At 48.9% G+C, this 19,016-nt stretch carries 19 protein-coding genes; 10 read left to right on the top strand and 9 right to left on the bottom strand.

Annotated elements, in window-relative coordinates:
• The first annotated feature begins 23 nt into the window (after positions 1-23).
• Complete coding sequence (gene allB / locus GIW82_RS06495) at positions 24-1,415, top strand: allantoinase AllB (RefSeq protein WP_154749045.1); 1,392 nt, start codon at positions 24-26, stop codon at positions 1,413-1,415.
• Between the two features lie 524 nt (positions 1,416-1,939).
• On the opposite strand, the gene GIW82_RS06490 is transcribed toward allB, so the two are convergent.
• Together GIW82_RS06490 and GIW82_RS06485 are read right to left on the bottom strand one after the other, a co-directional pair.
• Positions 1,940-4,231, bottom strand: coding sequence for an MMPL family transporter (locus GIW82_RS06490; RefSeq protein ID WP_370456113.1), 2,292 nt, complete (start codon positions 4,229-4,231; stop codon positions 1,940-1,942).
• A 26-nt stretch (positions 4,232-4,257) separates the two neighbouring features.
• Positions 4,258-4,869, bottom strand: a complete 612-nt coding sequence (locus GIW82_RS06485; protein ID WP_154749044.1) for a TetR/AcrR family transcriptional regulator — start codon at positions 4,867-4,869, stop codon at positions 4,258-4,260.
• A 225-nt stretch (positions 4,870-5,094) separates the two neighbouring features.
• Between GIW82_RS06485 and GIW82_RS06480 the strand changes: the two genes are divergently transcribed.
• Both GIW82_RS06480 and GIW82_RS06475 read left to right on the top strand, forming a co-directional pair.
• Positions 5,095-5,253: a hypothetical protein gene (locus GIW82_RS06480; protein WP_154749043.1), complete on the top strand. Its 159-nt coding sequence runs from the start codon at positions 5,095-5,097 to the stop codon at positions 5,251-5,253.
• A gap of 167 nt (positions 5,254-5,420) precedes the next feature.
• Positions 5,421-6,242, top strand: a complete 822-nt coding sequence (locus GIW82_RS06475) for a vWA domain-containing protein (protein ID WP_154749042.1) — start codon at positions 5,421-5,423, stop codon at positions 6,240-6,242.
• A gap of 54 nt (positions 6,243-6,296) precedes the next feature.
• Here GIW82_RS06475 and GIW82_RS06470 read toward each other — a convergent pair whose 3' ends face one another.
• Complete coding sequence (locus GIW82_RS06470; protein WP_154749041.1) at positions 6,297-7,016, bottom strand: 3-ketoacyl-ACP reductase; 720 nt, start codon at positions 7,014-7,016, stop codon at positions 6,297-6,299.
• 230 nt (positions 7,017-7,246) lie between these two features.
• Between GIW82_RS06470 and GIW82_RS06465 the strand changes: the two genes are divergently transcribed.
• The 7 genes from GIW82_RS06465 (at position 7,247) to GIW82_RS06435 (ending at position 14,509) form a co-directional block, all read left to right on the top strand.
• Positions 7,247-8,197, top strand: coding sequence for a ribose-phosphate diphosphokinase (locus tag GIW82_RS06465; protein ID WP_154749040.1), 951 nt, complete (start codon positions 7,247-7,249; stop codon positions 8,195-8,197).
• A gap of 57 nt (positions 8,198-8,254) precedes the next feature.
• Positions 8,255-8,518, top strand: coding sequence for a YciI family protein (locus tag GIW82_RS06460; protein ID WP_154749039.1), 264 nt, complete (start codon positions 8,255-8,257; stop codon positions 8,516-8,518).
• 529 nt (positions 8,519-9,047) lie between these two features.
• On the top strand, positions 9,048-9,263 hold the full coding sequence (locus tag GIW82_RS06455) for a hypothetical protein (RefSeq protein WP_154749038.1): 216 nt from the start codon (positions 9,048-9,050) through the stop codon (positions 9,261-9,263).
• 207 nt (positions 9,264-9,470) lie between these two features.
• On the top strand, positions 9,471-10,670 hold the full coding sequence (locus GIW82_RS06450; protein ID WP_154749037.1) for a quaternary amine ABC transporter ATP-binding protein: 1,200 nt from the start codon (positions 9,471-9,473) through the stop codon (positions 10,668-10,670).
• 4 nt (positions 10,671-10,674) lie between these two features.
• Positions 10,675-11,523, top strand: coding sequence for an ABC transporter permease (locus tag GIW82_RS06445; RefSeq protein ID WP_370456112.1), 849 nt, complete (start codon positions 10,675-10,677; stop codon positions 11,521-11,523).
• 56 nt (positions 11,524-11,579) lie between these two features.
• Entirely contained in the window at positions 11,580-12,500 is a 921-nt protein-coding gene (locus tag GIW82_RS06440; protein WP_154749035.1) for a glycine betaine ABC transporter substrate-binding protein, read from the top strand.
• Positions 12,501-13,018: 518 nt separating this feature from the next.
• Positions 13,019-14,509 (top strand): glycine betaine uptake BCCT transporter, encoded by a 1,491-nt coding sequence (locus tag GIW82_RS06435; RefSeq protein ID WP_154749034.1) that lies wholly within the window; start codon positions 13,019-13,021, stop codon positions 14,507-14,509.
• Positions 14,510-14,585: 76 nt separating this feature from the next.
• Here the strand turns inward: GIW82_RS06435 and GIW82_RS06430 are convergent, their stop codons facing one another.
• The 6 genes from GIW82_RS06430 to GIW82_RS06405 all read right to left on the bottom strand — a co-directional run bounded on the left by GIW82_RS06430 (position 14,586) and on the right by GIW82_RS06405 (position 18,810).
• Positions 14,586-14,975 (bottom strand): hypothetical protein, encoded by a 390-nt coding sequence (locus tag GIW82_RS06430; RefSeq protein WP_154749632.1) that lies wholly within the window; start codon positions 14,973-14,975, stop codon positions 14,586-14,588.
• Entirely contained in the window at positions 14,975-15,184 is a 210-nt protein-coding gene (locus GIW82_RS06425; RefSeq protein ID WP_154749033.1) for a helix-turn-helix transcriptional regulator, read from the bottom strand. Before GIW82_RS06425 ends, GIW82_RS06430 begins: the two co-directional genes overlap by 1 nt.
• A gap of 159 nt (positions 15,185-15,343) precedes the next feature.
• The gene (locus GIW82_RS06420) at positions 15,344-16,693 is read right to left on the bottom strand and encodes a tripartite tricarboxylate transporter permease (RefSeq protein WP_154749032.1); all 1,350 of its coding nucleotides are present in this window, start codon (positions 16,691-16,693) and stop codon (positions 15,344-15,346) included.
• Positions 16,693-16,935: a hypothetical protein gene (locus GIW82_RS06415; RefSeq protein ID WP_154749031.1), complete on the bottom strand. Its 243-nt coding sequence runs from the start codon at positions 16,933-16,935 to the stop codon at positions 16,693-16,695. Before GIW82_RS06415 ends, GIW82_RS06420 begins: the two co-directional genes overlap by 1 nt.
• Positions 16,936-16,948: 13 nt before the next feature.
• On the bottom strand, positions 16,949-17,503 hold the full coding sequence (locus tag GIW82_RS06410; RefSeq protein ID WP_154749030.1) for a helix-turn-helix domain-containing protein: 555 nt from the start codon (positions 17,501-17,503) through the stop codon (positions 16,949-16,951).
• Between the two features lie 20 nt (positions 17,504-17,523).
• Positions 17,524-18,810, bottom strand: a complete 1,287-nt coding sequence (locus GIW82_RS06405; protein WP_154749029.1) for a hydroxymethylglutaryl-CoA reductase, degradative — start codon at positions 18,808-18,810, stop codon at positions 17,524-17,526.
• Between the last annotated feature and the right edge of the window lie 206 nt (positions 18,811-19,016).

Below are 19,016 nucleotides of genomic sequence, written 5' to 3'. Positions count from 1 at the left end.
GGAGGACATGGAGGTAAGTGAATATGAAGTGGGATCACTTGATCAAAAATGGCAAGATCGTTACACCCGAAGCGACTTACGGAGCGCATGTGTATATCAAAGGCGGAAAGATTGCGGCCATTTCGCAAGAGCTCCTGGAAGGTGAAGCAAAAAAAACGACCGATGCAGAAGGATTACACATTCTGCCAGGGCTTATCGATACACATGTGCATTCGCGCGACGGCGGTTCGACGTACAAGGAAGACTTTTTCCATTCTACAAAAGCTGCCGCTGCAGGAGGCATCACGACGATTTTTGAAATGCCGAATACGAACCCGCCAGTGAATAATGCGGAGAACTTTCAGGCGCAGCTGGAAAACCTGAGCGCAAAAGCGCATGTGGATTTTGGCATGTGGGGAATCTGCCTGGGGGATTTGAATATCGGTGACCTGGAAGATCTGAATGATGCCGGCGTCATCGGCTTCAAGTATTTTTGGGGCTATGCCGTGGATAAAAACAATTACCGGCTCATCTACGATTACAAGGAAGGGATGGAAGACGTCATCCCGCCGAGTGATGACGGCGGCGTCTATCGGATGATGGAAGCCGTAGCGAAGACCGGCAAGACATTCGCCATTCACGCAGAGAACAGCGATTTGATCAATCATTTGACGAATGAAATGAAAGAGACCGGGAAATCCGACTATGCAACCGTGCTGGCCGGCAGACCGAGCCTGGCAGAAGAAATGACGATCCAGGCGGGAATCGCCATGGCAAAACAGACGGGCACCCGGCTGCATGTCCTCCACGTCAGCTCCAAAGAAGGAACGGAAGCCATCAAGCTGGCCCAGGAGCAGGGCTATCCAATCACGGCCGAGACATGCCCCCATTATCTCTTCCTGACAAACGAAGATTACGAAACGATCGGGCCATCCATGAAAGTATATCCGCTTGTGAAGTATCAGGAGGACCAGGACAGGTTGTGGCAGGGCATCGAAGACGGGACGTTTTCTCTCGTCTGTTCAGACCATGCGCCGCATACGCAGGAAGAAAAGCAAGGAGATCTGTGGTCTGTGCCAGCAGGGATGTGCGGCGTCGAATCGCTGGCCCCGCTTATGCTGAATGCAGTGTCGGAGGGCAGGATTTCTCTTCAACAAGTGGCTGCGCTGCTGTCGGAAAATCCGGCGAAGCAATTCGGCGTCTACCCTCAAAAAGGATCACTGCAGCCGGGATCGGATGCTGACTTCACCATCGTCGATATGGATAAGCAAATGACCATCAAACGGGAAAACCTCCATAGCAAAAGCAAAGTGACCGCATATGATGGCTTCCAGATAAAAGGCGTGCCGGTGGCAACCATTGTCCGAGGGACGACTGTTATGAAGGATGGAGAAATTTTGACGGGACCGGTCGGGACTCTTGTGAAGCCGCTGTGAGAGATGGTATCAGACAAAGCCAGGTTTTAAGTTACGACGAATTTCAAGCTGAATTAAAGCAAAAGAAGAACTTTGGCATCTCCGCCAAGGTTCTTTTTTACGGTTAATAACTGATGGAATCCCTTTAAAATAGATTTATTAAAATATTCCCTTTTTTCCGTGACTTTTAATTTCACTTTACAAAACTTTAACCTTCTACAATTATATTGGCAATATGAGGAACAAGTTAGAGTGTTTTGAACCTTATAAAAATAGCGTCCCTGTGTAAGAAACAATTCTACAGAATTCAGAAAATACACTACAATTGCATACCATGAAAAGCGCCGATCTTGGGAGGACACTATTCCCGAGCTTGGCGTTTGCATGTTTATGCAACCGGCGGAATTGTCATGAATTGTGCGGTACACAGGGACGCGAAAAAGACGAGACCCTTGCATGTGGTTTAAAGCGGAAAACGCAAAAAACAAAAACCGCCGGAACCACCGGCGGCAATTAAGAGAAGGAGATACCCATCCTCTCTTTTTTTAGTTGTTCTGTTTTTTGCCTTTCTCCAATTCCTGCAGCAGTTTCTCCCCTTCGATATCGAGGTTCGGCAACAGGCGGTCGAGCCATTTCGGCAGCCACCAGATTTTATCACCGAACATCGACATGACGGCCGGCACGAAAATCATACGGATCAGGAAGGCGTCGACCAGGATCCCGAAGGCGAGGGCGAAGCCGATCTGCTTGATCATGATGTCATCCGTGAAGATGAAGCCCGAAAACACGGATACCATGATCAAGGCTGCGGCGACGACCACTTTGGAAGCAGTCGAATAGCCGTTGATGACGGCGCGGTCGCCACGTTTGCCGTGGATGTATTCTTCGCGCATGGACGACACGAGGAATACTTGGTAGTCCATCGCCAGTCCATACAAGATTCCCGTCACCAGGATCGGGATGAAGCTGAGCAGCGGACCGCCAGTATCGATGCCGAACAAGGAACCGAACCAGCCCCATTGGAATACGGCTGTCGTTGCGCCGAACGTTGCCAGGATGCTCAGCAGGAAGCCAGCTGTCGCTTTGATCGGGATGAGAACCGAACGGAACACGACGAGCAGGATGACGAGTGACAGAACCACGATGATCATGATATAGACCGGGAATACTTCCGAAAGTTTTTCCGAAATATCGATGTTGACCGCAGTCAAGCCGGTTACACCGACTTCGATATTCGTGTTTTCCACAGTCGTGGAATCCGTGCGCAAGCTTTCGACCAACGCTTTCGTTTCTTCATCGGTCGGGCCTTCTTGCGGAATAATCGACACGATGGCGATCGTTCCGTCTTCACTGAAGCCGCCAGGAGTCACTTCGGCAATTCCGTCAAGCTGTGAAATGTTCATAAGGAGCTGGACGAATTCCTGCGGATCCACCGCTTCGCTGTCAGCTCGTTCTGCAACGAGCAGGAGCGGGCCGTTGAAGCCTTCGCCGAAACTGTCAGAAATGATGTCATAGCTTTGGCGTGCAGCTGTGTCTTTATTGGCGCTTGCGCCGGAAGGCATGCCGAGATTCATCTGTGTAACCGGAATTGCAAGTGTCCCGAGAATAGCGATGACGAGCAGCACGGCAACCCATTTTATTTTGAGCAGGCGTGTAATCCATCCGTTGGCAAAACTCGTTTTGCCTGCCGGTTTCGAATTGTACTTAGCGAGCGCTTTCTTCGAAACAATGCGTTCACCAATTAAACCGAGCATTGCCGGCAGCAAGGTCAGTGCGACGAGCACATCGATTGCAACGGTCATCGAAGCGACAAGCGCCATGCTGCTCAGGAAGGAAATCCCGATGACGAGCAGGCCGCTGAGCGCGATGATGACGGTCAGGCCGGCGAAAAAGACGGCGCTGCCGGCTGTACCGTTCGCACGTGCCGCCGCTTCTTTTGCGGAAAGGCCGCCTTCAAGAATGAGCGTACGCTGCCGGTTGACGATGAAAAGTGCATAGTCGATGCCGACAGCCAGGCCGATCATCAATGCCAAAACAGGCGTCAAACTATTCATGTCGAACAGTGTCGACAATGCGAACGTACCGCCGACACCGACGCCGACACCGATCAATGCCACCATCAAAGGCAAGCCGGCTGCGATGAGCGAACCGAGCGTGACGATGAGGATGATCGCCGCGATGGCGATCCCGATGATTTCATGTGTGCCGCCGATCGGAATGTCGACACCTTGTATTGTACCTGTCGGGATGGCCGTGATGGACGATCCGTTTTCCGCGGTAGCTGCCGCGTCATTGATTTTTTCACGTTCTTCAGCGCTCAAGTCTTCCACATTTTTCGTAATTTGGAACTGGAACAATGCGATCGTGCCGTCTTCCGAAATTTGGACACCCGGAATCGGCATGTCCTGGACGACGAATGGGCGATGGGCGACTTCTGGCGTATCTAACTGGTTCATCACGCCTTGCAATTGCTGCATCTGCGCCATCGCTTCCGGATCCTGGAGCATGTCCAGCGGATTTACGACGACGTCCGATTCATAAATTTCTGTTACCGCTTGAACGAGCGCTCCGGCATTGGCAGGGTCATCGATTGATTCTCCTTCAGGCACTTCGAACAAATAACTGCCCTGGCCGCCTGAAACTTCCGGGAAATCTTCCGCCAATTGGTCGAGCACATCCTGTGCCGCGGTTCCGTCGATTCTTGTCTCACTGCTGATATTCACACCGTTCACGACGATGGCGGTGATGATGATGCCTAACACGAGCACCCAACTGGCAATGAAGAGCCAAGGTTTGCTGTAAGAAGCCTTTCCGATCTTGTAGAAAAATTTGGACACAAGTGCAACTCCGTTCTCTTGTTGTATTAGTTGAAGCCTTTGCGTAACTGGGCGAAAACTATCGCCATGTAGTCGTCGAACGCATTGTCCGCTCCGTCCGGTTCATTCCCGGATGGCAAGCGGACTTCGATGCTTTCATCGAGCACCGGCAAAATCGCACCGAACACGGCACCGATCAGGACATGATAATACTCTTCCGGATAAGCGCTGCCGAACTCTTCACGAATACCGAGCCTTGCAAAATCCTGCACGTCCCTGAGCACACCCGTCACATGAAGGCGGAGCGCAGGGTGTTCTCGTGAAAGCGAGATGAGTCGATTGAGACGAATCAGTTTGTTGATTGAAAAGCTGCGCCGAATGAACAGCTCGATGGTGCTGAGCGGTGTATGGTGCTCCGGTGAAAAATCCCCCCGGTCTTCCCAGCGCCGGAAATTATCCAGCGCGAAGGAATTCGCAATCGCTTCTTCCTTACATGAAAAGTAATTCGCAAATGTCCGCCGTGAATACCCGGCTTTCCGCGCGACGTCCTCGACGACGAACCCGTCCACGCCGCGCTCCACCGCCAGCTCAAAAGCCGCTTCTGCCAAACTTCTGCGTGTCGCCAGTTTCTTCTGGTCCCGTAACCCAACATCTTTCAACTCGTCACCTCATTTTTTATTCCCTAGAAAGTTATAGCATAAAAATTGCCCATTGAGCAAGTTTTCTCATTGGGCAATTTTGTGAATGGAAAATGTCTGGCACTGGAGTGTCTGGCACTCGGGTGCCAGACACTCACCTAATAACATGTTTAACTTTCTCTAAAATGGGGAATACATGATATATGGGGATCTTTTAAGATTTCCACGATGCAGGGGGTGAATTGGATGCGAAAAACAGATTATGTGAATAAACGCAAACCACAGGTTGGACAAACCCGGATTCTATTTGTGAAAGATCAGGACGATTTCGCCAAAGCTTTACGTGAAGGTACAAGTGCAGTTGAAGGAATCACCTATACGGATCAGGATTTGGTCAATAAATAAATGAAGCAAGGCAGCTCCTATAGGGAGCGCTTTTTTCATTTTATGAAGGAGTTTCCGAAGCGGATGAAGCTTCGGTTTTTTTGTACCTGAAAAGCTGGAAATTGCTGTCACCTTTTCATGCGGACATTTATAATAGAAGAAAGAGCAGTAAAAGGGAGGAATTCAGAATGGGTTTTTTCGATCGGTTCAAGAAAGGCAACAAGGCGGTAGACGAGAACAAGGAGTTGCTTACAGAGATTGAAGTGCCTGCAGCGGAAGAGTTGCGGAAAAAAGATTCGGTCAAGGAAGTGCCAAAACAGGAAGCACCACAAACGGAGTTCGCGAGTGGAATCTCGCTGAAGAAACGAGCGGCGGGCATCGTTTTGGAGAAGAAGAACTTGAAGGGCGTTACTGCGCGGGTCGGTGTGGTGCTTGATATCACCGGTTCGATGCGGCGGCTTTATAAAGAAGGCGTCGTGCAGGAAGTGGTCGAGCGTGTGCTGGCTGTGGCCAGCCAATTCGATGATGACGGAGAACTGGATGTGTGGGTGTATGACAATGAATTTTCCCGCCTGCCGGAAGCGACCGAAGCGACGTTCATGGGCTATGTCGAGAAAAATATTTTGTCCAATGATGCGGTGCACAAATTCGGCCGCAACGATGAGCCGAAAGTGATGGCGGATGTCATCCGGAAATACACGGTTGAAGATCCGGGGAAAGATCCAGTCTTTCTCGTTTTCATCAATGATGGTGGATGCAAACCGGGGATCAAAAAAATCATCAGCGATTCTTCGGTCCAGCCGATTTTCTGGCAATTTGTCGGCATCGGCGATTCGAATTTCGACGTGCTGCGCAAGCTCGATACGATGGAAGGCCGCGTCGTCGATAATGCGAACTTCTTCCACTTGGACGACATCTCGCAAGTGTCTGATGAATACTTATACGATCAATTGCTGAACGAATTCCCGATGTGGTTGAAAGAAGCAAAGGCGAAGAATATTCTTCGGTAATGATAAGAAAACCGCACCAGGACAAGTCCTGGTGCGGTTTTTTGAAGTATTTTTTTAGAACGGATTCGTCGCCCACTGACTCGACTGTGGAATGAAGATGCGTGGGTGCAGCTTCAGCTGGGCAATCATGTACTCGGCTATGTCTTCCGGCTGCATGAATTTCTCCTCGCTTGCATCTGGAACGTCCGCACCGGAGAAGTCCGTGATAACGCGGCTTGGCGTGAGTGCCGAGACGCGGATGTTGTGCTGGCGCATTTCCTGAGCGAGTGATTGGGTCATGCCGAGTACGCCGAATTTCGTCGCACTGTATGCACTCGATCCTTTCGTCCCGTTGACGCCGGACATTGACGAGATATTGATGATGTCGCCGCGTTTTTTCTCGATCATCTGTGGCAGCACGGTTCGTGTGACATGGAACATGCCGAGGACGTTCACTTCGAACATGCCTGTCCAGTCGTCAGGCGTGAGGTCCATGAAAGGGGCGTATCTACCGAAACCTGCGTTATTGATCAAGATATCTGCTGTGCCGAGTTTTTCCGTGAGCATTGCGATAGCTGTTTCTACTCCTTCGAGCGATGATACGTCAGCTGCTGCGAATGCAGCGGTCCCGCCTTTCGCCTCGATTTCTTTCACGACTGCTTCCAGATCTTTTTCAGTCCGCGCGATCAGTCCGACGCGAACTCCTTCGTCAGCTAGCGCAAGCGCTGTGGAGCGCCCAATTCCGCGTCCTGCTCCTGTAATAATCGCGACTTTTCCTTCTAACGATTGTCCCATTATTCCTCCACCTTTCAGAAATCGTTCCTTGGTTGCTAGTATAGCGCGAGTGGAGCGGGCTTTAAAGCGAAGTGCTCCAGCACGAAACCGACATCTTTTCCTATACTATTTGCATGGAAAGCCTTGTATACTAATATAATCAACTATTTAATAATGTAACGTACGATTTGTTAGGTGCGAATCGCACCTGCTGATAAAATCAATCGACTCATTCGGAGGAGGAAGCCAAATTGCCATACCAACTAAGCAGGAACTTTAGGTTGTTCACGCTGAATTCGAATCCTGAATTGGCGCAGGAAATTGCGGATCTGCTCGGATGTGAGCTGGGGAAGAGCTCCATTACACGTTTCAGTGATGGGGAAGTGCAAATCAATCTCGAGGAAAGTGTGCGAGGGGCGGAAGTTTATTTGATCCAATCGACTTCACAGCCTGGAAACGAGCACATCATGGAGCTGCTCATCATGATCGATGCGCTGAAACGCGCTTCTGCAGACGCAATCAACGTCGTCATCCCGTTCTACGGCTATGCACGTCAGGATCGTAAAGCTAGCGGCCGCGAGCCAATCACCGCGAAACTTGTGGCGAACATGCTGGAAACGGCTGGGGCGACGCACGTCATCACGATGGACTTGCACGCACCGCAGCTTCAAGGTTTCTTCAACATGCCGGTCGACCAGCTGCTCGGCGGCACGATTCTGTCGAAGCACTTTGCAGATAAAGGCTTGGAAGATGCGATCGTGGTGGCGCCGGACAACGGCGGACTGACGCGTGCGCGCAAGATGGCGGACTACTTGGACGTGCCGATCGGTTTCATCGATAAGCGTCAAGAACATCCCGGCGAGCCCGAAACGGTCAAAATCGTCGGCGACATCGATGGCAAAAACGTCATCATCATCGTCGACATTGTCGACACGGCTGATACGATTTCCAAAGCAGCTAATGTCCTCGCAGCGAACGGTGCGAAAGCCATCTATGCTTGCGCGACGCACGCAGTCCTATCAGGCGACGCAGTCCAGAAAATCGAGGCCTCCGCACTGACAGAACTCGTCGTCACGAACACGATCGCGCTGCCGGAAGAAAAGCTGGCACCGAAAATCAAAGTCCTCTCTGTCGCGCCACTGCTGGCCGAGGCGATTGAGCACGTCCATAATGAAAAACCGGTCACGCCATTGTTTGAGTGAATAAAGAGCGGTGCCAGGCACTCGAGTGCCTGGCACCGCTGTGAAGAAGGTGATGTTATGAAGTTCTTTGCTGTCCATTTGCCGATGCTTGACCAAGAGAAAAGTGAGCAATTCAGGCCGCAGCACTTAGCATTTCTCGAGGTCATGAGGAATGAAGGGAAAGTCCACGCGAACGGAAAATTTACAGACGGCTCGGGCGGCTTGGTGATCTACAGGGCGGATTCTTATCAAGATTGTGAAAACCTTGTCCTGAATGATCCGTATGTTCAAGAAGGAGCACGAGATTACAGCATTAAAGAATGGGAAGCCGTTTGGGCGTGATTGCACGAGTCCGGTTTTGTGTGAATGATTTTTCGACCCGCTCCAGTGATTTTACTGGGGCGGGTTTTCGGCGTGTGCGATCGATAACCGGTGTTGGGAGGAGTTTAACTTGTATCCAATCGAGTTTAACTGGTGTTCATTGGAGGATAACTTGGATTGTTCGAGAGATAACTTGGATTCATCGTGTAAATCACCAGAAGCGCATGTGCGTCCACCTGTTGTTTTTCAATTTACAAGATCGGTAACCGGGGATATTCAGCATTTAACCGAGGATATTTCGACGGTAACCGGGAATATTCAAGAAATAACCATTATTATCCAGAAAACGGAAGAACTTATCCCTACTCAAACTGAGATTCACTAGGGTGCCACATACATCGATCAATACATGCACCGCATTTATCCACCTCTAACTTGCACTCCACTTTCCCTCAAAAAATCACCACCAAAAATGCTCCATTCCTCACTGTCATCCTCCAAAGTTTCATTTTACGAAACGGGATAAAAACCAAAAGGAATAGGCTGAATAATGCATCAAAAACCCGATTTACAAAAATTTTTTCAAAAACTTTTCCACGCACATATGACAAAAGGATCAGATTTTTTAGATAACAGTCGGAGCTACCGCCATGAAGGCGATAAGGGGGTTGAGTATAGTAAAAAAACGAGATTTTCTAAGGTGAATTTTGCAGGTGAAAAGCCATCGGAAATGGCGGGAAATGAAGGAATCGGTTTGAAAAGGTAGGTAATTTAGCGTATGGTTGTTATCATACGGTTTTGCGTCAGGAGTTCGAAAAGAGTTAGGTATATGGGTTTTTCACGGAAGTCCGATTGTCGGCGGCAATTTTTTTGTTGCGCTCGGGCTGTTCGGGAAATAATGTTGCGCAAGAGCAATTCCATAAACTCTCCTGACCATGCAGAGCAAAAAAATGGTAAGAGAGGTGCTGTTTCTATGCCGGTGATAAAAGTGGAAGGCTTGTCGAAAGTGTTCGGGAAAAACTCGAAGCAAGCCTTGAAATTGCTTGGTGAAGGCAAGACGAAAGAAGAAGTTCTGAAGTTGACAGGGAGTACGGTCGGTGTCAACCGCGCTTCATTTGAAGTGGAAGCAGGCGAGATTTTCGTCATCATGGGGTTATCGGGAAGTGGGAAGTCGACATTAGTACGACTGCTCAACCGTCTCATCGACCCGACGGAAGGGCACGTCTTCATCGATAACGAGGACCTTGCGACGATGAACAAGAAAGATCTGCTTCGTGTACGTCGTACGAAAATGAGTATGGTGTTCCAGAAGTTCGGATTGTTCCCGTTCCGCACGATCCTGGAAAACGCGGAGTACGGCCTTGAAGTGCAAGGAATGGCGAAAGAAGAGCGCAGTAAAAAAGCGCGCACGTCTCTTGAGATGGTCGGACTCGGCAACTATATGAACCAATATCCATCCCAGTTATCCGGCGGGATGCAGCAACGTGTCGGTCTTGCAAGAGCGCTTGCGAACGATCCGGAAGTAATGCTGATGGACGAAGCGTTCTCGGCACTCGATCCGTTGATCCGCAAAGAGATGCAGGACGAGCTGTTGGTGCTGCAGGAAACGATGCGCAAGACCATCATCTTCATCACACATGATCTGGACGAAGCACTTCGCATCGGCGATAAGATCGCATTGATGAAAGATGGATCGATCGTGCAAGTCGGGACACCGGAAGAGATTTTGATGAACCCGGCGAACGATTACGTCGAGAAGTTCGTAGAAGATGTCGACCGCTCGAAAGTCTTGACGGCGTTCAACATCATGAAGCGTCCGGAAACGGTCAATATCGAAAAACACGGTCCGCGGGTGGCACTTGATCGCATGCAAAAAGAGGGCATCTCGAGCATTTACGTAACGGACAGTGCGCGTAATTTGCAAGGCTATGTGACAGCGGACGACGCTTCAGCGGCACTTCGTAGCGGCAGTACGAGCTTGGAGTCAATCCTGAAAACGGACGCACCGGCAGTTACGAAAGATACATTGATGAACGCAATTTTTGAAATCAGTCATGATTCACCGGTGCCGATCACGGTTGTGGAAGATGGCAAACTGCTCGGCATCATCGTACGCGGCGCAGTGATTTCGGCACTTGCAGGACAAGGCGAGGTGAATCTGACACATGCTTAATTTCATGGAAAACGTCGAAAAAATTCCACTATCCAGATGGGTTTCGAAGGCGACAGATAAAATCTCCGACACATTTGCATTCCTATTCGATCCGATCAAGAACGAATTCGGTGACGGATTGGAGGATTTCGCAGACATGCTTGCGTCAGTGCCACCGGTCATTGTCATCCTGCTCGTTGCTGTCCTTGCATTCTTCTTGAGCGGAAAACGCTTCGGTCTCGCAATCTTCTCGATTCTCGGGCTGTTGCTCGTCTGGAACCAAGGGCTATGGGAAGAGCTCATGCTGTCCTTCTCACTCGTGCTCGTGGCGAGTCTCTTGTCCGTCGTCATCGGGGTGCCGGTCGGTATATTGATGTCGAAGAGCAAAATAGCAGAGAAAATCATCACGCCGACCCTCGATTTCATGCAGACCATGCCGGCATTCGTCTATTTGATTCCGGCGGTCGCATTCTTCAGTATAGGGATGGTGCCGGGGATCTTCGCTTCACTGATCTTCGCGACACCACCGACCGTCCGCTTCACGAATTTGGGGATCCGCCAAGTTTCCGAAGAGCTCGTGGAAGCAGCGGAAGCATTCGGTAGTACAGGTGCACAGAAATTGTTCAAAGTGGAACTGCCGATGGCGAAGACGACAATCATGGCTGGGATCAACCAGACCGTCATGCTAGCGCTATCGATGGTCGTCATCGCATCGATGATCGGTGCACCGGGCCTAGGCCGCGAAGTGTTGTCTGCACTGCAGCGCGCCGACGTCGGTACTGGATTCGTTGCTGGTCTTGGAATTGTCATCTTAGCGATCATCATTGACCGTTTGACACAAAGCTTTTCCACGAAGAAAAAAACGAATGCTTAAGTCTTTTTGAAAGAGCGCACGACAATTTTTCACAAAAAAAGGAGAATGATCATTTTATGAAAAAAATTCAATGGAAACACCTAGGGTTAGCAGTTGCAGTCGCACCAATGATGTTGCTTGCAGCATGCGGCGACGACGAAGTGAAAGATGAAGGCACAACTGATTCAGGCGAAGTGAACTACGGGGAAGAGATGGGTTATCAGATCACTGGGATCGAGCCGGGCGCTGGCGTTGTTGCAGCATCTGAAGCAGCAACGGAAGAGTACGAAAACATGGACGGCTGGAAAGTGGTCACTTCTTCATCAGGCGCGATGGCAACGGAACTTGGCGCTGCGATCGACAAAGAAGAGCCAATCATCGTAACAGGCTGGAGCCCGCACTGGAAGTTCCAGGAATACGACCTGAAATATCTTGAGGATCCAAAAGGCGTCTTTGGTGACGCTGAAACGATCAACACAATGGTGCGTGAAGGCTTGGAGCAAGACAGCCCGGAAGCCTATGCAATTCTTGATAACTTCTACTGGGAAACAGCGGACATCGAAAGCATCATGCTGTCAATTTCCGAAGGGACTTCTGTAGATGAAGCAACTTCGACTTGGATTGAAGAAAACAGCGACAAGGTAGCTGAGTGGACAGAAGGAGTAGAGCCTGTCGAAGGTACGGAAATCGAGCTTGCATACGTTGAGTGGGATACAGAAGTCGCATCGACCAACGTTGTTGCAAAAGTGCTTGAAGCACAAGGATTTAGCGTGAAAGTAACACCACTTGATAACGCTGTCATGTGGTCAGCAGTAGCTGACGGCCAAGCAGACGCAATGGTTGCTGCATGGTTGCCAGGAACACACGGATCGCAGTTTGAAACTTATGGCGGTGACATGGTGGACCTCGGACCAAACCTCGAAGGCGCTAAAATCGGTTTCGTCGTGCCAACTTACATGGACATCGACTCGATTGAAGACTTGACGCCAGCTGAATAATAGAAGGAAACTTTTCCGGATCCTGGAGAACGCGCTCTCTTGGGTCCGGTTTTTTGTTGACTTGGAAAGTAACCGGCGTTTGCGGGTCGATAACTTGTATTCGTCGTGAGTTAACTTACATTCGTTTGCAGATAATTGTTATAGGAAGAGAGTTAAGTGACGTTCGTCGCCACTTGAACGGCATTCATCGCATTTCCCCCTATCACCGCCGAGTAACTACTTAAAACCAGGATCCGATTTGATGGGAGCGGCCGCGGCCGCTCCGAGGCAAGATTGGGTTGGGGTTGAATTTGGATAACCGGGGATCCACCCAAGATAACCGGACATCGCCGGCTATAGAAGACAAATGCCGGCATACAGCTCCACTCACAGTAGACATATGTTAGTATAGTACTGGCTAAAAAATAATGGGAAGAGGGTGGGACGCTTTAACTGGTGGGAAAGGGTTGGACTAATAGTACTTTTTTCAACTTCCGCAAGCCATAGAAGCCAAATATAAGAGATTCACGAGGTGACGCATGAAGAAAGCAACGCAAGTATTTTGGATTTCTGTTTTGATTTCACTCGCAGTCGTTTTATGGGGAGCACTTGCTCCGGAAAACTTGAATACATTTACCGCAACGATCACGAATGAATTGACTACGCGATTCGGCTGGTTTTATTTATTGTTGGTCATCGCCATCCTTGTTTTCTGTGTTTACATGATGTTTTCGCGCTTTGGCAATGTAAAACTGGGAAAGAAGGATGACAAGCCGGAATTCAGCCGGCTGTCCTGGTTTGCCATGCTGTTCAGTGCTGGAATGGGGATGGGTCTCGTCTTTTGGACGACGGCCGAACCGATTTCACACGCCTTCACGAGCAGCCCAGTAGCGGAAGAAGGAACGGATCAGGCTGTGCTTGATGCCTTGAAATATTCATTCTTCCACTGGGGTATCCATGCCTGGGCTATTTATGGAATTGTCGGGCTGATCTTGGCCTACTTTAAGTTCAACCGGGGCACGCCCGGCTTGATCAGTGCTACACTGATTCCGCTATTCGGAGAAAAGCTGATGAAAGGGTGGCTCGGAAAAGCGGTTGATATACTCGCGGTGTTTGCGACAGTGGTCGGCGTCGCAGCCACGCTTGGCTTCGGTTCTGCCCAGATTACAGGCGGTCTGTCTTTCTTGTTCGGAACGCCGAATAATTTCGTGGTCCAATTGATCGTCCTAATCGTCGCAACCGCGCTATTTTGCTGGTCTGCCTGGTCAGGGATTGGACGCGGAATCAAGTATTTGAGTAATATCAATATGGGACTCGCTTTTGTTTTGCTCATCTTACTTTTCATCGTGGGTCCGACGATGTACATCGTCAACATGTTCACGCACACGCTCGGCAGTTACGTCACGGACTTTTTCAAGATGAGCCTGCGCCTCGCACCGATGGATGGCGACAACCGCAGCTGGATTAACGCCTGGACCATCTTTTATTGGGCATGGTGGATTTCATGGGCACCATTTGTCGGGATCTTTATTGCCCGTATTTCGAGAGGCCGGACCATCAAGGAGTTCATGACGGGGGTTCTTTTGCTGCCGGCAGTCGTCTGCTTTATTTTCTTCTCCGTCTTCGGTGTGTCTGCGCTGCAGCTCGAGCAGTTCGGCATTGCTACGATTTCAACATTTTCACTCGAAACATCGACGTTCGGTGTCTTGCACGAATATCCGCTTGGCATACTCTTGTCGATCTTGACTCTATTCGTCATCGCGATCTTCTTTATCACATCAGCTGACTCCGCAACCTTCGTACTCGGTATGCTGAGCACGAATGGTCTCTTGAATCCAGGTAACTCAGTCAAAGTCACATGGGGCCTGATTCAATCGGCGGTCGCGGCAGTCGTCGTCTATTTCGGCGGAACCCAGGGACTGCAAAACATGCTGATCATCGCAGCCTTGCCCTTTGCCATCGTGATTATCTTGATGGGGGTATCATTCATGAAGGATATCCAGAGGGAAGCGGCACTACGGAAGAAGTGAAGAAACAAATACGAAGCACTGTGTTCTCATATGGGAACACAGTGTTTTTTGGTTGTGCCAGACATCTGCTGTCTTCTTACCGATTATTAACGATAAGTGCTCCAACACCACTGATAAGCATATAGGAAATGATGAAAATCCAGAGATAGGAAAGGGAGATTTGCTCGTACCCCATGTAGGTAACAGCTGCCAAAGACAGGAACAGGATGCCCAGGAATACATTTGCGATGATTGCGTAATATTTCCGCATATTGAGGATTGTCCGTTCGTCCACTTCTGGCGTCTTGTCGCTTTTAGAACGTACATAAAAGAAGTTGATGAGAAAAATGATTGCGAAAGCAGTAAAAGCCCCAAGGATCGCGGACCAATCCAGCCCCTTAGTGAAAACTGTTCCAAGAAGCATCCCGATCAGTCCACCCATTGCTGCCAGTGTGAAATTCCATTTTTGCAGTTTCTTTTTGTTCATCATTTTTTCTCCTCCTCTAAAATAAATACTTCTTCGATCGGCAAATTGAAGTATTTGATGATTTTCAATGCCAGCTCCAGACTCGGATTATATTTGTTCTTCTCGATGGCTGTAAATGTCTGCCGTGTCACCTGCAGATCTTCCGCCATGGTGATTTGCTTGATCCCGCGTTCTTTCCTGATTTTTTGAATATTGTTCTTTACTGGCATATCCACCCCTGCTTTCATTTTCAAAAGTAAAGATATCTTTACGTGGAGTATATAATAAAAAAATTAAATGTAAAGAAAACTTTACGTGTTTCATCAATTCTCACAAAAAAAGGAGCTGTCTCATCTCGAGACAGCTCCTTTTTCATATAATTTTCCTGCTCACACGAGTCCAAGCAACCAAGGCGCAGCGTAGAGGATCATGAACATGACGCCGTAGTTCACACCTTGCCGGTAAAGTGCACCAGAAACTAATGCGACTAGCATGACGCCGAAGATATTGATCCAGCCGGCATCCATAAATGCGAGCATTGCAACAAGTCCCGCGAATAAGCCGATCAATGCTTCGTGCGGAATTCGTTTGAAAACGAATGAAGAGATTTGATTGGCATACTTAATAGTTGCATAGAAAGTAATGATAATGGCAATTCCAGCACCAATCAAGGTGGCGATGACAATTTCGCCCATTGAAAGGATATGATGGATATTATGCTCTGGCGTAAAGACAGGTGGTGCATTGAATAATGCGTTCGCAGGACCGATTGCCATAGGCGACAGAGGAAGCCCGATTGCAATCAACGGAATGAGCGTGCCTGAAAGATAGGCTGCATTCGTTAAGCCATCCATTGTTGAAATCGCACGTGATGCTCTCTCGACTGGGTTTTTGATATGCCTTGTCAGGAATTCTCCGAGAAAGATTGTCATGCCGACAGGAGTCAAAAAGAACGTCACTGTTCCGAGCACACTTCCGAGTGCCGAAGTTCCGACTTCTTTTTTCGTCAAGATCTTGAACGGGTTCGGAAACCCTTTTACTGGTTCAGGTTTCTTCAGAAGGATCTCTTTAATCCCTAGTGCATGCTCGGGACCGCGGTTTTCTTTATTCAAGAGTTCAAAAAGCTTGAAGATGACAGGCCCGATTGTAATCCCAAGGAAGAACGATACAAAAACAGTACTTCCTTCAGGCACTACGCCGATATCCCAATAAAGATGGCGAAGACCTTGGATCAGCAATGCAAATGGGATGATCATCAGTAATGAAAGCACTTTGTTAGCTGCAAGCAGGGCAAGGAAGATTGCGCCAATGAAGAAAATCAGTCCTGAATGTGCACTGATTGTTTCCGCATAAGGGATGATCAGACTCGCAACCAATACACTCAAAGGAATTGCAACAATCGTACCGATCACAGAGCCGGAAGCCATTTTTTTGATACTGACATCCGGTATGCCGTGTTTCTTGAGCACCATGGCGTGTTCCACCATCGGGGCGGACATGACACCTCCGGGAATCCCGGCGAGAGCGACCGGTATGGAATCCGTCAGTTTCTTCGCGACAATCGCCGAGATGAAGAAGGCCAGGACGACATAGGGAGAAACACCAAGTAGTACGAGCGCCAATGTGACAGGCGCCAAGACCGCTGTTTCATCAGTTCCCGGCGCGATTCCGATGATCGTATAAAGAGCGGCTCCACCGACACTTGCGACGATCATCATTAAAATAATCGTTAAATCCATTATTCACCCACCTCTTCCTTATCCATCTTGACCAGGCGTTTCGGCTTTATGAAGATGCTGGAGATAGCGAAAGCGATGACGCCTCCGACAAGACCGAATACGAGCGGCATCGGCTCTTCATTTGGCGCCAGCAAATATCCCCCCAGCGTACCTGCTATGGAAAGTACAAGAGAGAAAGTCAGGTCTTTCAGCTCAACATTGTCACCCCAGACATCGTAATAAGCGTGTTTCTTTTCTTCCATTGTTTAATCCCCCTCAATGCAGTTTCGAAATAAAAATAGATAAGACTTGAGCTTTACGATCATTCGCCGGCAGAAAAACGTGTGGAATCCCGCCGTTGAAATAAGCGCTGTCTCCTTGGTTCAGTGTTTGAAGTTCGCCGTTGTAATTCAAGTTGATTGTTCCGGAAAGTACGAGAATGAATTCGTCTTCATCATGTGTATAAGGCGTCAGATCCTTATTTTCCGGCAGTACACTCACCAAGACCGGTTCGATCTTGCTGCTGACGGAATGGTTTGCAAGAGGTTCGTAGAGATACCCGATTTCTTCTCCTGCAGGAACGGTTTGACGATCTTCCTTCTTCAAAATAATAAGGGATTGCTGCTCTTCATCTTGAAGGAGCCAAGAAAGAGAGACGCCGAGTGCAGAAGCGATCTTGGAAAGTGTCGCTATCGCAGAACCTGTTTGTCCATTCTCGATTTTAGAAAGTAAGCTGTTCGTAAATCCGCATTTTTCTGCAAGTTCCTGCTGAGTTAAGTTTCTTTTTCTTCTTAACTCTTTGATTTTCTTCCCGATGGCTTCCGGCTTCATATTGGTCCACTCACTTCACTTTAATTTTTCACTTGCTGCAGAAGTTCTTTCGCTCTGTCGATATGAACATTCTTTTCACTGACCATTTGCTTCGTCAGCCAATCGATCTGTTCATTCGAAGCACCGGCTTGAACAGCGATGTTCCGGGCATGGAGCGCCATGTGTCCGCGCTGGATGCCTTCAGTTGCAAGTGCCTTGATTGCACCCATGTTCTGGGACAGTCCGACAGCCGCAATCAGCTGAGCCAAGTCAGAGCTCGACTGGATTCCCATGATTTCAAGTGCCAGTTGAGCGGTTGGGTGTGTTTTCGTTGCTCCGCCTACAATACCGACAGCCATAGGCAATTCTAGGACACCTTTTAATTGACCATCTTCGAGCTGCCACTCTGTCAAAGCGCGGTATTGTCCGTCGCGCGCTGCATAGGCGTGAGCACCGGCTTCAATCGCACGCCAGTCGTTTCCTGTCGCAAGGACTACAGGGTCGATGCCGTTCATGATCCCTTTGTTATGCGTTGCGGCTCTGTAAGGATCAGCCCAAGCGATTTCATTGGCGAGCACCATTCGTTTGGCGACTTCTTCACCAGAAAATCCTTCCGTTGCCAAATGCTCGACAGGAATGGAAACAGTGGCTTTGGCCAGGCGGTACGAGGCGAGGTTGCTGAGAATGCGCAGCAATACTTTGCCGCCGGTCAGCTGTTCGATTTCAGGTGTCAGTTTTTCAGTCATCGTATTGACCGTGTTGGCACCCATCGCATCCAGGACATCCACTAGAAGGTGTAACGCGAGAACTTCCTCGCCATTCCGCAATTGCAAAGTTCTCAACTCAATATCAATCGCGCCGCCGCCCAAGCTAGTCAGCGTTTTATCAAACGTATTCGCTTGATCCAATAGAGTTTGTTTCGCATCCTGGATTTTCTGCTGCGCTTCGTTTGTATCATTGAGGTCAAGAATATGCATTTGTGCAATCATGATAGAACCGGTATATGAAGTTTGGAAGCCGCCTGATTCTCTGGCGATTCGAGCCATGTTAGAAGCTGCCGCAACAACAGAAGGTTCTTCCACAGCCATCGGAATCAGGTAATCCTGACCATTCACCGTAAAGTTCGTAGCGATACCGAACGGAAGCTGGAATCTCCCTACGACGTTCTCGATCATTCGATCTGCAACGTCCAAAGGTAAGCCCGCACTGTCCGTTTGCAATTTCTCCAGCTGGCCATCAGTCAAGTTGAGTCGTTCTTTTAGAATTTGCTGACGCTCTTCAGTCTCTTTGTTATAAAAACCCGAAATTCTTGAATTCAAATCTTTCATGTCCATCATCCCCCTTGGTTTAAGTTGGTTCAATAAAGTTGAATATAATTCAAAGAAAGCCCTTTCAATAATGTAACACTAACATTCAATCTAATCAATTTTTTCTGATAATAAAAAATGTATTTAAAGTTTTAAGATGAAATCGTTGAAAATTACAAGCCATTTTTAGTTAAGTGTAAATCTTTAATTTTCTATAAATTGACACC

Origin of the sequence: Planomicrobium sp. YIM 101495, assembly GCF_009707665.1 — a bacterium.
Classification (GTDB): Bacteria; Bacillota; Bacilli; order Bacillales_A; family Planococcaceae; genus Planococcus.
The sequence above is the reverse complement of the archived record's forward strand: the minus strand, read 5'-3'. Positions and strand labels throughout refer to the sequence as shown.